Annotated in this window: 14 protein-coding genes and 1 tRNA gene; 9 read left to right on the forward strand and 6 right to left on the reverse strand. The window is 68.9% G+C overall.

Going from position 1 to position 12,694, the window contains the following annotated elements:
* Positions 1-34: 34 nt before the first annotated feature.
* On the reverse strand, positions 35-1,036 hold the full coding sequence (locus Vlu01_RS14200) for a zinc metalloprotease (protein ID WP_203998891.1): 1,002 nt from the start codon (positions 1,034-1,036) through the stop codon (positions 35-37).
* A gap of 329 nt (positions 1,037-1,365) precedes the next feature.
* Here Vlu01_RS14200 and Vlu01_RS14205 point away from each other — a divergent pair.
* Positions 1,366-1,439 (forward strand) — tRNA-Gly (locus Vlu01_RS14205).
* A gap of 447 nt (positions 1,440-1,886) precedes the next feature.
* Here Vlu01_RS14205 and Vlu01_RS14210 read toward each other — a convergent pair.
* Positions 1,887-2,528 (reverse strand): hypothetical protein, encoded by a 642-nt coding sequence (locus Vlu01_RS14210; protein ID WP_239095886.1) that lies wholly within the window; start codon positions 2,526-2,528, stop codon positions 1,887-1,889.
* Positions 2,529-2,677: 149 nt separating this feature from the next.
* Here Vlu01_RS14210 and Vlu01_RS14215 point away from each other — a divergent pair, with 149 nt between their 5' ends.
* Positions 2,678-3,598, forward strand: a complete 921-nt coding sequence (locus tag Vlu01_RS14215; protein WP_203998894.1) for a hypothetical protein — start codon at positions 2,678-2,680, stop codon at positions 3,596-3,598.
* Positions 3,599-3,705: 107 nt separating this feature from the next.
* A complete protein-coding gene (locus Vlu01_RS14220; protein WP_203998897.1) occupies positions 3,706-4,584 on the forward strand; it encodes an LLM class flavin-dependent oxidoreductase in 879 nt (292 codons plus the stop codon).
* Positions 4,585-4,695: 111 nt separating this feature from the next.
* On the opposite strand, the gene Vlu01_RS14225 is transcribed toward Vlu01_RS14220, so the two are convergent.
* Positions 4,696-5,127: an ASCH domain-containing protein gene (locus Vlu01_RS14225; protein ID WP_203998900.1), complete on the reverse strand. Its 432-nt coding sequence runs from the start codon at positions 5,125-5,127 to the stop codon at positions 4,696-4,698.
* A gap of 102 nt (positions 5,128-5,229) precedes the next feature.
* Between Vlu01_RS14225 and Vlu01_RS14230 the strand changes: the two genes are divergently transcribed.
* Positions 5,230-5,745: an alpha/beta fold hydrolase gene (locus Vlu01_RS14230; protein WP_203998903.1), complete on the forward strand. Its 516-nt coding sequence runs from the start codon at positions 5,230-5,232 to the stop codon at positions 5,743-5,745.
* A 21-nt stretch (positions 5,746-5,766) separates the two neighbouring features.
* Here the strand turns inward: Vlu01_RS14230 and Vlu01_RS14235 are convergent, their stop codons facing one another.
* Positions 5,767-6,318, reverse strand: coding sequence for a phosphoribosyltransferase family protein (locus Vlu01_RS14235; protein ID WP_203998905.1), 552 nt, complete (start codon positions 6,316-6,318; stop codon positions 5,767-5,769).
* A 179-nt stretch (positions 6,319-6,497) separates the two neighbouring features.
* Between Vlu01_RS14235 and Vlu01_RS14240 the strand changes: the two genes are divergently transcribed.
* From Vlu01_RS14240 to Vlu01_RS14255, 4 genes are all read left to right on the forward strand, one after another.
* Positions 6,498-7,133, forward strand: a complete 636-nt coding sequence (locus tag Vlu01_RS14240; protein WP_203998908.1) for a septal ring lytic transglycosylase RlpA family protein — start codon at positions 6,498-6,500, stop codon at positions 7,131-7,133.
* Between the two features lie 100 nt (positions 7,134-7,233).
* On the forward strand, positions 7,234-8,361 hold the full coding sequence (locus Vlu01_RS14245) for a PP2C family protein-serine/threonine phosphatase (protein ID WP_203998911.1): 1,128 nt from the start codon (positions 7,234-7,236) through the stop codon (positions 8,359-8,361).
* Between the two features lie 157 nt (positions 8,362-8,518).
* On the forward strand, positions 8,519-10,375 hold the full coding sequence (locus tag Vlu01_RS14250; RefSeq protein WP_203998914.1) for an acyl-CoA dehydrogenase: 1,857 nt from the start codon (positions 8,519-8,521) through the stop codon (positions 10,373-10,375).
* A 328-nt stretch (positions 10,376-10,703) separates the two neighbouring features.
* Entirely contained in the window at positions 10,704-10,973 is a 270-nt protein-coding gene (locus tag Vlu01_RS14255) for a DUF6458 family protein (RefSeq protein WP_043961115.1), read from the forward strand.
* A 34-nt stretch (positions 10,974-11,007) separates the two neighbouring features.
* Here the strand turns inward: Vlu01_RS14255 and Vlu01_RS14260 are convergent, their stop codons facing one another.
* Positions 11,008-11,547 carry a SixA phosphatase family protein gene (locus Vlu01_RS14260; RefSeq protein ID WP_203998917.1) on the reverse strand — a complete coding sequence of 180 codons (540 nt, stop codon included), beginning with the start codon at positions 11,545-11,547 and terminating at the stop codon, positions 11,008-11,010.
* Between the two features lie 115 nt (positions 11,548-11,662).
* Between Vlu01_RS14260 and Vlu01_RS14265 the strand changes: the two genes are divergently transcribed.
* Positions 11,663-11,935 (forward strand): DUF6458 family protein, encoded by a 273-nt coding sequence (locus Vlu01_RS14265; protein ID WP_203998920.1) that lies wholly within the window; start codon positions 11,663-11,665, stop codon positions 11,933-11,935.
* 71 nt (positions 11,936-12,006) lie between these two features.
* Here the strand turns inward: Vlu01_RS14265 and trhA are convergent, their stop codons facing one another.
* Positions 12,007-12,684 (reverse strand): PAQR family membrane homeostasis protein TrhA, encoded by a 678-nt coding sequence (gene trhA / locus Vlu01_RS14270; RefSeq protein ID WP_203998936.1) that lies wholly within the window; start codon positions 12,682-12,684, stop codon positions 12,007-12,009.
* Positions 12,685-12,694 lie beyond the last annotated feature (10 nt).

Consider the following 12,694-nt stretch of genomic DNA (forward strand, 5'->3'; position numbering starts at 1 on the left):
TCCCACGGAGCCGGCACCGGCGTACGCGGTACTGCTACGCGCGGTAGGCGTTCCAGGCGTTGATCATGCGGGTGGCCTGGCCCGGGGTGAACTGGTACATGCAGGAGTCGTACGAGTAGTCCATGAAGTTGGTGATCGGGTCCAGGCCCGAGCTTGAGCAGGTGTCCCGCCCGGTCGGACAGCCGCTGGCCGGCGAGGCCTCGGCGGGGGTGTCCGAGACCTGGTCTCCGCTGCCCGAGCAGCCGCCCTGGAAGGTGTGGTAGAGGTTCAGCCAGTGGCCGACCTCGTGGGTGCCGGTGTCGCCCTGGTTGTAGTTGGTGGCGGTGCCGCCGGGCAGCGATTCGCTCAGCACGACCACGCCGTCCATGACGTTCAGGCTGCTCTGCGGGAAGGTCGCCCACCCGAGCAGATTGTTGCTGAGCGCGCCGAGGTAGATGTTGAGCGTCGACTTGTTGCCCTGACGCAGCTGGGTCTTCATCTGCCGCTCGGCGGACGAACCCTGGCGGATCGGGTACCACGACGAGTTGGTGACCCGGTTGATGCTCTGCAGCTGGAACGCGAAGGCGGTGGCGGCGCCACCCGTCGCGCCGCTGAACGACTGGTTCAGCACGCTGATCTGCGAGTGAATCATCGAATCGGGGATGTTTCCGCCGGCCCGGGTGGTGTCCCGGCGGATCACGTGCACCACCACCGGGATGTTGACCGACGCCGCTGCGGCCTGGGCGTTCAGCGTACGTTGGCCAACTCGCTTGGCTCGCTCCTGAAGGATGTCGGCGAACTCGGCCTCGCGCTGGTGCACCTGGGCGAGGGTCAGCTCGTTCGGATCGTGCTCGACGGCGCTGCCACCCTTGACCCTGGCCAGGGTGCCCGTCGGATCCTCACACACCTCGTGGGCGGTGACGGCGGCCGCCGCCGGGGCCGCGGTCGTGGTGGCGGCCGGCAGCAGGCCGACCGTGGCCACGCCGAGCAGCAGGGCGAACGACGTCGATGCGATGCCGGCCATGCGCCGGTTCAGCAGGAAGGGACGCGGTCCCATGAGCCCACCTCTTTCTGGCGACGCGACCGGGGGTTGTGTCGCGTCGTGCGGAAAACGTGGAGCAGACGTTACAACCCATCGATAGATTTGAGAATGGCCATATGTTGCGGGGGTGAAACTTCTTGCCGATCTCCCACCCCCGCCGCCCGCCAGCACTCCAAGATCCACGCACTTTCGGGGATGTTGCTGCCTCCGCCCCGCCGCGACGCAGCAACTTCGGGGATGTTGCTGTCTGTGGCCGACCGCGACGCGCAGGGCGCGGGGTGAAGGGGCGGGGGTGGAGCCCTGGGTGCAGCGGTGTGGGGGACTCGGGTAGAGTGACGTCGCTTGCGGGTGTAGTTCAATGGCAGAACATCAGCTTCCCAAGCTGACAGTGCGGGTTCGATTCCCGTCACCCGCTCCACGTACGGAAGCCCTGGTCAGGACCGATGTCCCGCCAGGGCTTCCGTGGTTCTAGGTCATGCTGAAACAGGGAGCGGCCCTACCTCGTCCTAGGCTGTGTCGCGTGGATGCGGTCGTGGCGCTACTGATGGTTGTCGGCAGTCTCGTCCTGATCTTGGCTGGGCTTGTCTGGCTCGCACGTCATGTCCGGCGTAGTGGCGTGGGCGCGAGGCTGATGGGTCCAATAGACGAGAGCTACAACCCGGGGGCCCACCGATCTCGGCAAGAGATCCAAGTGCAGGACCAACGCATGGAAGCCCCTTCGTCAGCCGACGATCAGCTTCGGCGTGGTTGACCCCAACGAGCCGCCTGACCAGGCCGTCGATCCGTCGCTCTCGGCGGTCCGCTCAGCCTTCCGGATCGCCGCCTGGACCTCGCCGCGACACCGCCAACGTTCCTGGACACCGCACTAGTCACGCGTGAGTCCTGGTGGAAGGGCGTCTTCGTCGGTCCCGACCCGGCGAGCGTTGACCAGCGGATTGTCGTGCAGGGCGGTGATCAGTGCGGTGGTCCCGCCGATGTCGGTCCATATGTCGTCCCACAGGGCGGAGACGAGCCAGGAGTGATCTGCGGGGAAGAACAGATCGGGCAACGACCCATCGCCGGCGCGCATGTGGCCGGTCCGCCAGTCGAGGGCTTGTTCGGGGCCTGCTTCGACCAGCACATAGGGCCAGTTCCAGTAGAGGAACGCCTTCGGCGCGAGGGGGAAGACGACGTTGTGGGCGCCCGTGTCCAGATAACCCAGCCACCAGGGCTGGTCAGGGGTGTGCTGGGTGAGTACGTCGATCACAGCGCGTTCATGGGCTTCGACACTCACGCCGTCGGGCGGGTGGAAGGTGGCGTAGGCGTCGAACACCGGTGGTATCGCCGTAGTGATCGACAAGCCTTCCGTGGTTTTGCCAGCGATCCAGGCGATGTCGCGGGCCGTACCGATCCGCCAGCTTCGCCCGTCCTTGGTGACCTCCATGGAACCCATCATGATCGGATCGACCCTGGTCTTGCGGGATTCCGCGTCCTCGGGCGCGAGGCCCGGTTCCGGTTCGGTCGACATGCCTGCTCCACTCCTCGGCACCCGCCGGATGCGCCATGGTCGGCCTTCCACGCTTACTGTCCACTTTGACCGTCGGGGCGGTGGGCGAAGCCCGCTGTTCCTAGGCTATCCGGTGAGGAAGCGCCTACTCCCTGTAGAAAGAGGCATCCATGACCATGCGGACCAGCAGGGCCATCGCGGCGACGCTCATCGCGGGCGTCGTCACCGCGACCGGCCTGCTCACGGGGGCGACCGCAGCCCAGGCAGAGCCGGTGACCGCCGGCACCTTCACGATGACCGGTGACCCGGGCGACTACATCACCGGCGGCGCGACCTACAGCTACGACACCGCCGCAGGCGACCGGCTGTCGATCCGCGCCGACGACCAGCTTCGCGGTGTCTATCTGTCGATCGACGGCAGGAACGGAGACTGGTGGTCGATGGACCTCAAGGCGCCGGCCGGGCAGCAACTAGCCGTCGGCAACTATCCCGACGCCACGCGGGCGCCGTTCAGCGGTGCGGGCGCCGGCATCGACATCGGCGGCAACGGGCGAGGCTGCAACACCATCACCGGCTCGTTCGTGGTCGCCGACGTGGCCTTCGGCCCGCACGGCTACGTGGAGCGCCTCGATGCCACCTTCGAGCAGCACTGCGAGGGCGGCACGCCGGCCCTGCGCGGGCGGGTCGTGATCGGCAATCCGCCACCGCCGGCCCCGCTGGAGCTGACCGTCACGCCCGCTGCGGACGGCGTCTTCAGCAAGCTCAACGGCAAGGCCACGGTGAACGGCACGCTGGTCTGTAACGCGAATGCCACGGTGCAACTGACCGGCCTGGTCACCCAGGTCAAGAACAAGGTCATTATTCGTGGTCCGTTCAGCGGCCGGGTCAACTGCGTCCAGGGTGAGACGGCGCACTGGTCGGCTACGGCGGACCCGACCGGCACCACCCCGTTCCAGAGGGGGAAGGTCGAAGTCACCGGCAACGCCTGGGCGAATGACCCGAACTATCAGGGCAAGACCGTGGAGGTCGAGATCCCGCCGACCACGGTGATGCTGACCCGGGCACCCGCCGCGGTCGAAGCCCTCATGTGAACCCGCCAGCCTAGGCACCGCGACGGAGCCCGGCCGAGAAGTGATTCTCGGGCCGGGCTCCTGCCGCGATCACGCGGTGCGGCCGAGGTCACCGTAGGCTGGTGATCATGAGGATTGGCATCGTGATCCTGCCGGATCAGCGCTGGTCGGTGGCCCGGCACCGGTGGCGGCGCGTCGACGAGTGGGGTTTCGACCACGCCTGGACGTACGACCATCTGGGCTGGCGCGACCTGGTGGACGGGCCCTGGTTCGACTCGATGACGACGTTGACCGCCGCTGCGACGGCGACCTCCCGGATCCGTCTCGGCACGCTCGTGGCCTCGCCGAACTTCCGCCATCCGGCGGCCTTCGCCCGGCAGGTGACCGCGCTGGACGATGTCTCCGGTGGGCGGGCGCTGGTCGGTCTCGGCGCGGGCGGCATCGGGTTCGACGCGGCGGTGCTCGGCGGTGAACCGCTCACGCCACGGCAGCGGGTGGACCGGTTCGCCGAGTTCACCGAGTTGCTCGACGCGATTCTGCGCCAGGACGGGACCACGTGGCGGGGCGACTGGTTCGCGGCGGTGGACGCGCGGAGCAATCCGGGCTGCGTACAGGATCCTCGGGCACCGTTCGTGGTGGCCGCCAACGGCCCGAGGTCGATGCGGATCGCGGCCCGCTTCGGTCAGGGCTGGGTGACCACCGGCGTCGGCGGTGACGCCCTGAACGACTGGTGGGCCGGGGTGGCCGAGGTGGTTGCCCGACTCGACGGGACCTTGGCGGCCGAGGGCCGTGACCCGGCCAGCCTGGACCGGTACCTGTCGCTGGATTCGGCACCTGTCTTCTCGTTGAGTAGCGCACAGTTCTTCGCCGATCAGGTGGAGCGGGCGGCGGAGCTCGGTTTCACCGATGTGATCACGCACTGGCCACGAGAGAGCAGTTGGTACGCCGGCGACGAGGCGGTTCTGGTGGAGGTCGCCACCCGCCTCCTGCCCGAGTTGCGCGGCTGACCCTGCGGATCACCCACCGGAACTGCCCGCTCAGGCACCGAGACGCTACGCCGGCATTCCGGCCCGGCTGTCGGCTGTTCCGGCCGGGCTGCCAGCTCGTCGGACGGTTGGTCAGGTGCCGAGGTCGCCGGTGGCGACGCCGCCGACACCGGCGGACACCAGGCGGAAGCGTACGCAGACGATCTCGCTGTCGTCGGTGACCGGGGTGCCGACGCGCGCCCAGTAGGCGGCGTGCCCTGCCCGCCACTCCTCGACGGAGCGGTCGCCCTCCCCCTCGGCGCGGGCGAAGTCCCACGGCACCTCGGCGAACCTGGTCACCTCGATGCCGGTCACCTCGACAACAGCCACCAGTGCGTCCGCGTCGTCGACGAGAGCCAGCCGCTCTCCGACGTGCTCAAGTTCCTCGCCCTCTTCGGTGTACTCGGCGAGCAGGCCGGCGGTGGCGGTCTTCACGCCGGCCAGCACGAGGGTGTTGAGGCGCGTCCGTAGGTCGCCGGGGGTGCCGAGGTCCAGCGTGCGGAGTCCGCCGATTCGTGGCCACATCCTGGCGACGCTACCGCCCGATCCCGGGCATTCGGCACTGCTCAACCCTCACCAGCCGGGGTTGAGGGGGTACGGTCGATGGCCGAAGACAAGGAGATGCCCATGGCGGACCGACGTGCGGTGCTCATCCCGGGACGCGGGTACGACACCCGGTACCCCCTCTTTCTCTACCTGGGCGAGGCGCTGCGCCGGGTCGGTTTCGGACTGCACGGGATCTCCTGGCAGGTGCCGGAGGACTTCGACATCGACACCATCGGCAGGTGGGTCTGCGACCACGTCGCTCCCACGCTGCACGAGCGGACGGACCTGCTGGTCGGCAAGTCGCTCGGCACCCTTGCCGCTCCGCTCGCGGCCAGCCGGGGGTTGCCCGCCGTCTGGCTGACCCCGTTGCTGCACCGGGGCGACGTGGTCGACGCGCTGCGTCGGGCCACCGCGCCGTTCATCCTGGTCGGCGGCACCGCCGACTCGTCCTGGGACGGCGGGGTCGCTCGGCGGCTGACCCCGCACGTGCTGGAGATCCCGGGCGCCGATCACGCGCTGATGGTGCCTGGCCCGCTGGCCCGCTCCGCCGAGGCGCTCGGCCAGGTCTGCACCGTGGTCGAGGACTTCGTCCGCTGACCACGGGCAGCGGAAACCGGGTCAAGCGGGAAGGTCGGCGGGGGTCAGGAGGGCAGCGATGCGGAGCTCTTTCGTGACCGTGGGCGGGCAGCCGTCCACCACGGCTGCCGTGCCGACCGGCTCGGCTCCTCGCGTCGTACAGATCTGGTAGACGGCGCGTACCTGGGCGGCGGTGTCCACCCAGTCGTCCACCACCAGCACCCGGTCCCCCGGGCCCAGGTGGCGGTCACGCACCGCGAGGTCCACCCGTCTGCCGCGAAAGTCGGGGGGACTCTGTGCCCAGGTCAGTGGGCCTGCAGGCAGCCGCCCGTCACCGGGTTTGTGTGCGGCCACGAATCCCACGCCGAGGGCGGTGGCCGCCAGTGGCCCGAGGAGGAATCCGGTGACGGCCGGGGACACGACCACCGTGGGTCGGACAGCCCGGAACGGCGCGACCAGCGCAGGCCCCAGTGCGGCGAGCGTCGCCGGGTCCCGCCACCACCCCGACGTGTCGCTGACCAGGTGGCTCGAACCCGGGCCGGGGTCGACCCATCGAAACAGCTCGACGAGGCGCTTGCTCAGCTCAGCGGGCATGTCATCATCCTGCGCCAGGCAACTGCCGAGCACGGGACCACCTGGCCCACCACGGATCGGATGATCGGCTTCACGTATCACCTCAATTACGGACATACCAACATGATCACGTTGACGTCGGAAGTGCTTCTCTCGTTATGGTCCGACCCGGTTCGCCCCGCTGAGAAAGGACCGTGCTGGTGGCTGGTAAGCACTCCCGTACCCGCAGGATCGCCTCGCCGGCTGGCATCACGGCCAGCGCCGTCGTGGCGGTCGCGCTCGCCGTCGGCGGCACCTTCGGTGCCGTACGGCTGACCGCCGGGTCGGAGCCGGTACGACCAGCCGCGATCGACCTGTCACCCACCACCGAGACGAGCACCACGCCGTCCGGCTCGCCGAGCGCGTCACCGAGTGCCAGCGTCACCGCCTCGCCGAGCCCGACGGTGAGTCCGACGCCAAGCCGCACCGCGCAGGCGCCGTCGCGCAGCAAGCAGCGTACGGCCAGCCCGACGCCGAAGCCGACGGCCAAGAAGACGACGGCTCGCCCGGTGGTCGACACGGGCTCCTGTGGCGCTTCCTTCTACTGGCAGGGGCAGATGACCGCCAACGGCGAGACGTTCAACCCGGAGGGGATGACGGCCGCTCACAAGACGCTGCCCTTCGACACGAAGGTGCGGGTGACCAACCCGGCCAACGGGAAGTCGGTCACCGTCCGGATCAACGATCGCGGTCCGTTCATCGAGGGACGTTGTCTGGACCTGGCGCGGGCCGCGTTCGGCGAGATCGCGTCGCTCGACCTCGGCCACATCGAGGTTCGCTACGAGGTGCTCGGCTGAGGCGGTGGAGCGCCGCGATCGGCTCCGGCGTTGGATCCTCGTGGCCAGAACCGTCTCGTCCGAGGGGCCAGGCTCATTCTTTCGTACACGTACATCGGGCATGCTGTCGGATGTACGCACGCAACTCCTCCAGCCGGGCCGCGGCCCGCTGAGCCCCGGATCCCGCGCCGGCCTCGGCGCGGCCCTTGTCCTGCTCGGAATCGTCTCGGCGGTCGAACTGGCGGATGGTCGTACCGCGAACCACATCGCGCTGATGGTGGCCGCACCTTTCCTGGCCGCCGCGCTCGCCTCATGGCGGGTCGTGCTCGGCGTGGGTGCCACCGCCTCCGTGCTGGGGGCCACCTTCGCCCTGGCCGAGCGGACGGTCACGCTCTCCACGGCCATTGCGGTGGCGGGCATCGCGTTGGGCACCGGCATCGCAGGGGCGGTGGCGGCGGTGCGGCAGCGGCAGGCGGAGCAGATCGCCGAGTTGTCGAAGCTGGCCATGGTGGCTCAGCAGGCGGTGCTGCGCCCGCTCGGCCCGCAGGTGGGCGCGCTCTCCGTGGCTGGACGATACATATCGTCGACCGCCACGGCCGAGATCGGCGGCGACCTCTACGAGGCGATCGAGACGCCGTACGGCGTACGAATGATCATCGGTGATGTGCGCGGCAAGGGGCTGGAGGCGGTCCGGCTGGCGAGCATCGTGCTCGGTTCGTACCGGCACGTGGCGTACGAGCGGGCTGATCTGCGCGCCGTGGTGGCGGACCTGGACCGAGCAGTGGCCCGCAACGTCGGCGACGAGGACTTCGTCACCGCCGCGCTGGTCGAGGAGCGTGGTGGCACGCTCACCATCGTCAACTGCGGGCATCCCGCGCCGCTGCTGCTGCGTCGTGGCGCGGTGATCTCTCTTGAGCCACCGGCGCCGGCACCCCCGCTGGGCTTCATGCCGGTGGTCCGACCACGGGTGGAACGGCTGGAGCCGGGCGATCGGTTGTTGTTGTTCACCGACGGGCTCGGCGAGGCGCGCCGGGACGGCGAGTTCTTCCCCACCGCCGACCGGGCCTGGCGGTTGCTCGGCCACGGTACGGTCGGCGACGGCCTCGCCTCGCTGGAGACCGCTCTGGTCGAATGGGTGCACGGTCGGTTGGACGACGACATCGCGCTGGTTCTCATGGAGTACACGGGCTCGCCAGGCGATACGACGGCGGCGGTGCCGAGCTGGGAGGTCGGCGCGGCCGAGGGGTGACAACCCGCCCGGGGTGCCCGGTGACCGATGACGATCAGGGTGAACGACGGGTGTGTAATACCCGTCACTATCAGGACCGGGTTGTCGCTTCCTACCCGCGAGTAATAGAGTCGGGGTTACTGATCGGTAACACCTGTCCGGAAGCGGGGCCAGCAACATGACCCACTACAAGAGCAACCTTCGGGACCTCGAATTCAACCTGTTCGAGGTGTTCGGGGCGGACCGGGCGTTCGGCCAGGAGCCGTACTCCGACCTTGACGTCGACACGGCACGGACCTTCCTCGCCGAGATGGACCGCCTGGCACGCGAGGACCTGGCCGCCAGCTACACCGACAGCGACCGCAACCCACCGGTCTTCGACCCGGCCACGCACACCGCGCCGCTGCCGGAGTCGTTCAAGAAGTCGTACCAGGCGTTCATGGACTCCGAGTTCTGGCGGCTGGACCTCCCCACGGAGCTGGACGGCAGCAACGCTCCCCGGACGCTGTGGTGGGCGCTCGCCGAGCTGGTGCTCGGCTCGAACGCGCCGATCTGGATGTACGCCTCCGGCCCGTCCTTCGCTCACGTGCTGCGCGTCGAAGGCACCGAGCAGCAGAAGAAGTGGGCGAAGCTCTTCGTCGACAAGCAGTGGGGTTCGACGATGGTGCTCACCGAGCCGGACGCCGGCTCGGACGTGGGCGCCGGTAGGGCCCGGGCCATCCCGCAGGCGGACGGCTCGTGGCACATCGAGGGCGTGAAGCGCTTCATCACCTCCGGCGAGCACGACCTGAGCGACAACATCGTCCACTACGTGCTGGCCCGCCCGGTCGGCGTGGAGGGCGTCGGCGGCCCCGGCACCAAGGGCCTGTCGCTGTTCGTCGTACCGAAGTACCACTTCGACGAGAACACCGGTGAGCTGGGCGAGCGCAACGGCGTGTACGCCACCAACGTCGAGCACAAGATGGGCCTGAAGGTCTCCAACACCTGCGAGCTGACCTTCGGCGAGCACGGCGTGCCGGCCAAGGGCTGGCTGATGGGCGACAAGCACGAGGGCATCCGGCAGATGTTCATGATCATCGAGTACGCCCGGATGCTGGTCGGTACCAAGGCGATCGCCACCCTCTCCACCGGTTACCTCAACGCCCTGGAGTACGCCAAGAACCGGGTGCAGGGCGCTGATCTGATCCAGTCGACGGACAAGACCGCGCCCCGGGTCACCATCACCCACCACCCCGACGTACGACGCTCGTTGCTGTTGCAGAAGTCGTACGCCGAGGGTCTGCGGGCCCTGGTCTGCTACACCGCCTCCTGGCAGGACAAGGTCGCGATCGCCGAGGCGACCGGTGACGAGAAGGCCACCAAGCTGGCCAAGCGGGTCAACGACCTGCTGCTGCCCCTGGTCAAGGGCGTCGGCTCGGAGCGGGCCTACGAGCTGCTCGGGCACGAGTCCCTGCAGACCTTCGGTGGTTCCGGTTTCCTCCAGGACTACCCGCTGGAGCAGTACGTCCGGGACGCCAAGATCGACACCCTGTACGAGGGCACCACAGCGATCCAGAGCCTCGATCTGATCTTCCGGAAGATCGTCCGCGACAACGGCAAGGCGCTCATGGCCGTGGCCGGCGAGATCCAGGAGTTCATCGCCACCGAGGCCGGCAACGGCCAGCTCAAGGAGGAGCGCCAGGCACTCGGCAAGGCGCTCGCCGAGATCCAGAACATCCTCGGCGTGATGACCGGCTGGTTGGGCGAGGCCCAGGGCGGGGACGCCCGGGCGCTGTACAAGGTCGGGCTCAGCAGCCGCCGATTCCTGTTGGCGCTCGGCGACGTGGTTGTCGGCTGGCTGCTGCAGAAGCAGGCCGACGTGGCGCTGAAGGCGCTCGCCGGCGAGGTGACGGCGGCGGACAAGGCGTTCTACACCGGAAAGGTGGCCGCTGCCCGGTTCTTCGCCCGTGAGGTGCTGCCCCGCATCGGTGCCGACCGCCGGATCATCGAGAACACCGACCTGGACGTGATGGACCTCCCGGAGGAGGCCTTCTGAGCCACGGGAGACCGACCGCGACGCGTGGCAGCAACGCGTCGCGACCCGTGTCAACGTGACAGCCGGCGGGGCGCAGCCCCGCCGGCTGTCGTCGTACGGTGCCGGTCGTCCTTTGCTCTGCTTACCCATACGCACCGACCTTGCCGATAAACCGTTGCGCGGGTTGAAGCAGAGCAAAGGGGACCAACAGGCACCAGCACCCGAGGCCGGCGGGCCGGGAGCCGGCGATGTTCGCCGCCAACGGCGGGGTAAATGCCGGGCCGGCGGGTAACCGTCACGCACCAGTCCGAGTACGCCCAGAGCAACCGCACGGGGGAGTGCCGCGCACATGGGCATTGGTAGTGGGATCTTCCTGATCGCGATCGGCGCGATCCTGACCTTCGCCATCCGGGCCAACGTCTGGTGGGTCGACCTGCGGGCCGTCGGCTGGGTCTTCATCCTGGCCGGGCTGGCCGTGCTGCTCACCACGCTCTGGTTCTGGCAGGATCGTCGGAAGCGGGCCCGGACACTGATCGTGGAGGAAAACCGACTTTCGCACCCGACCGCGATGATGCCGCCACCTCCCGATCCACCGCCACCGACCGCACCGCCGAGCTGAGGCCGTTCGCCTCGGCCCCACACCGCACGCCGTCTCAGCCGCGTGCGGTGTGCCGTTTCTCGATCCTGGTCGCCGCGTGGTTCAGTGCCGCCCAGGGCGCGGCTGTCCGATGCACCACGAACCCGCTGGTCCGCAGCCCTTCCGGATCGGCCCGGGGCGGATCGAGCAGTGCGGACAGCAGTGAGATGCCAGGATTGTGGGCGATCAGCAGGACCGTCGCCGCGGTCGGCGGCACCTGCCGGATCAACCGCAGCAGATCCTCCGGATGTGCCTCGTAGGCGTCCGGTTCGTAGCGGACCGCCGGGGCCGGACCTGCGGGACCATCCTCCGGCGGTGAGCCGGTCATGCCCAACTGGACGTCGTGCCAGGTCTGCCTGGTGCGTACGGCTGCTGAGCAGAGCACCACGTCCGGCAGCAGCCCGTGTCGGGCCAGCCAGGCTCCTGCGGCAGCGGCGTCCGCGCGGCCCCGAGCGGCAAGCGGGCGTTCGATGTCGGGACGGCCCGGTGTGGGCTGTTCGGCCTTGGCGTGCCGCAGCAGCACCAGCGTCCGCTCATGGCGCGTGCCGTCCGTCATGTCTCCAGCTTGCCCGATTGGCGATCTCCGTGCCGGGGTAAGTCGGTCGGTGCCGCAACCTCATCCGTGGCCGCGGCGGAGTGGAACCAGCTTCGATAGCCAAGGAGACGACGAGATGGGCATCGGTGGCAGTATTTTCCTGATCGCACTGGGCGCGATCTTCGCGTTCGCCGTGGAGGCGAACCTGGGCTGGCTCAACCTGAGCGTCGTCGGCTGGGTGCTGATGCTCGCGGGCGTCGCCGGGCTGATCGTCACCCTCTACTTCTGGAACTCGCGCCGGCGTACGGTCGTCGAGGAGCGGGTGGTGGCCGACCGTGCCGTGCCGATTCAGGAGGACCGCAGGGTCCAGGAGTACCGCGAGGTGCGCCGACCCGGTCCCACGATCTGACTTCCGCCCAACGGACCCAGCGGGGGTGGTGAGCGACGAGGCTCACCACCCCCGCTGTCGTCGTACCCGGGTCAGGCGAAGAGTGCGAAGTAGATGGCGATGTGGTGGCAGATCGCGGCGACCAGGGTGCAGGCGTGGAAGAACTCGTGGTGGCCGAAGACGGTGGGCCACGGATTGGGGCGCCGTAGCGCGTAGAAGACCGCGCCCACGGTGTAGATCGCGCCACCCACGGCGAGCAGCACCAGCGCCGTGACGCCGCCCTGGCGGAGGATGTCGGGCAGCATCGCCACGGACACCCAGCCGAGGGCGAGGTAGAGCGGCGCGGAGATCCACCGGTTGGCGTGCGGCCAGATCAGCTTCAACGCCACACCGCCCAGGGCGCCGCCCCAGACGATCGACAGCATCATGACGGCGGCCCGGGTCTCCAGCAGCAGCAGGCAGAACGGTGTGTACGTGCCGGCGATGAAGAGGAAGATCATCGAGTGGTCCATCCGGCGCATGACCGCGTAGCCGCGCGTCGACCACACTCGACGGTGGTACAGCGCGCTGGTGCCGAAAAGGCCACAGACGGTGAGGCTGTAGACGGCGGAGCTGACCAGGGGGGTCCAGCCCGGACGGGTGGCGGCGATCGAACAGAGCACGATGCCGCAGACCAGAGCGACGAAGAACGCGTACGTGTGCAGCCAGCCGCGCATCCGGGGTTTCCCGATGTCGACCGGCTTGAGCCGGGGGCGTGCTGAGGTGGTCACTCGCTCAGGT

Origin of the sequence: Micromonospora lutea (assembly GCF_016863535.1) — a bacterium.
In the GTDB taxonomy this organism is placed as follows: domain Bacteria; phylum Actinomycetota; class Actinomycetes; order Mycobacteriales; family Micromonosporaceae; genus Micromonospora; species Micromonospora lutea.